Below are 1,101 nucleotides of genomic sequence, written 5' to 3' on the forward strand. Positions count from 1 at the left end.
TAAGCTTGGTGCTGTTACTTGCCATGAACCATCAGCGAGGACGGTGGCACTTAATCCATAACTATCGCCATTGACATCCACGATACTGATGCTAACAACGGTGCCCGTAGGCTCGGTTGAGGTACCCGTAATCGTTGGTGTCGCATTGTTTCCAAGGCCATTATCATTAACCATAACAACAGGCACTGAGGTATCAATAGTGCCCGTTAAGTTGACTTGCGTGCTATTTCCAGCCGCATCCAGGATGGTCGTCTCAACGCTGTAATCGCCCTCGCTCAAGCCATTTGGTACTTCCACAGACCATTGACCATTGCTTTGTACTGTCGCGCTTAGGGTTTGTTCGACCCCGTTAGCATCGGTAACCACTAAGGTCACTGTGCCACCGATTTCATTGCTGGTGCCACTGAATACCGGGGTGACGTCACTGCCAGCACCGACACCTTGTACAGTGAGACTCGGCGAGGTGGTATCAATCACACCACTAACCGAGTCGGTGGTTTCGTTGCCAACACCATCAAGGACACTGACATCAACACTAAACGCACCATCAGGCAGTGGGGTTGTCGGGCTAATTACCCAATCACCATTGGCATCCACGGTGGCGCTGAGGGTTTCGCTGTTGCCATCTTTATCGGTAACAACCACCGTCACTGCAGCCCCTTGACCCGCATCAGTGGTCCCACTAATGGCTGGGGTGTTGTCATTGCTCAATGTATCGACGCTCACCGTGAGCGTCGGTGGCGTACCATCAAAATCAGTCGAAGTGATCGTGCGCACATTACCTGCTTCATCACTGGCACTGGCAGTCACAGAGGCCACTGTTAGCAGTGGAATGGTTAAGCCCACAAGCGTCCAGTCGCCATTGGCGTCAGTTGTAGTGGTATAGGTTGCGCCTATACCGCCACCAATGAGATTTTCAGTGATGGTGATAGTACTACCAGCAGGTAAATCGGAGGTACCGCTGAGAGACACTAACTGCCCTAATAGGAAGGTGGGCACAAACGCAAGCTCTGGTGGAATTGTATCCACCACGCCATTGTCACTGGCGTTGCCGGTATTACCTGCGGCATCAGTGAGACTGGCAGTCACGGTGTACGCACC

The 1,101-nt window shown here is 52.4% G+C and carries 1 protein-coding gene; it reads right to left on the reverse strand.

Annotated features, from left to right (window positions below):
* A partial coding sequence (locus FW757_RS23060) for an Ig-like domain-containing protein (RefSeq protein ID WP_446441775.1) occupies positions 1-1,101 on the reverse strand: 1,101 nt, incomplete at both ends.

It is taken from the genome of Pseudoalteromonas sp. 1181_04, assembly GCF_052850545.1.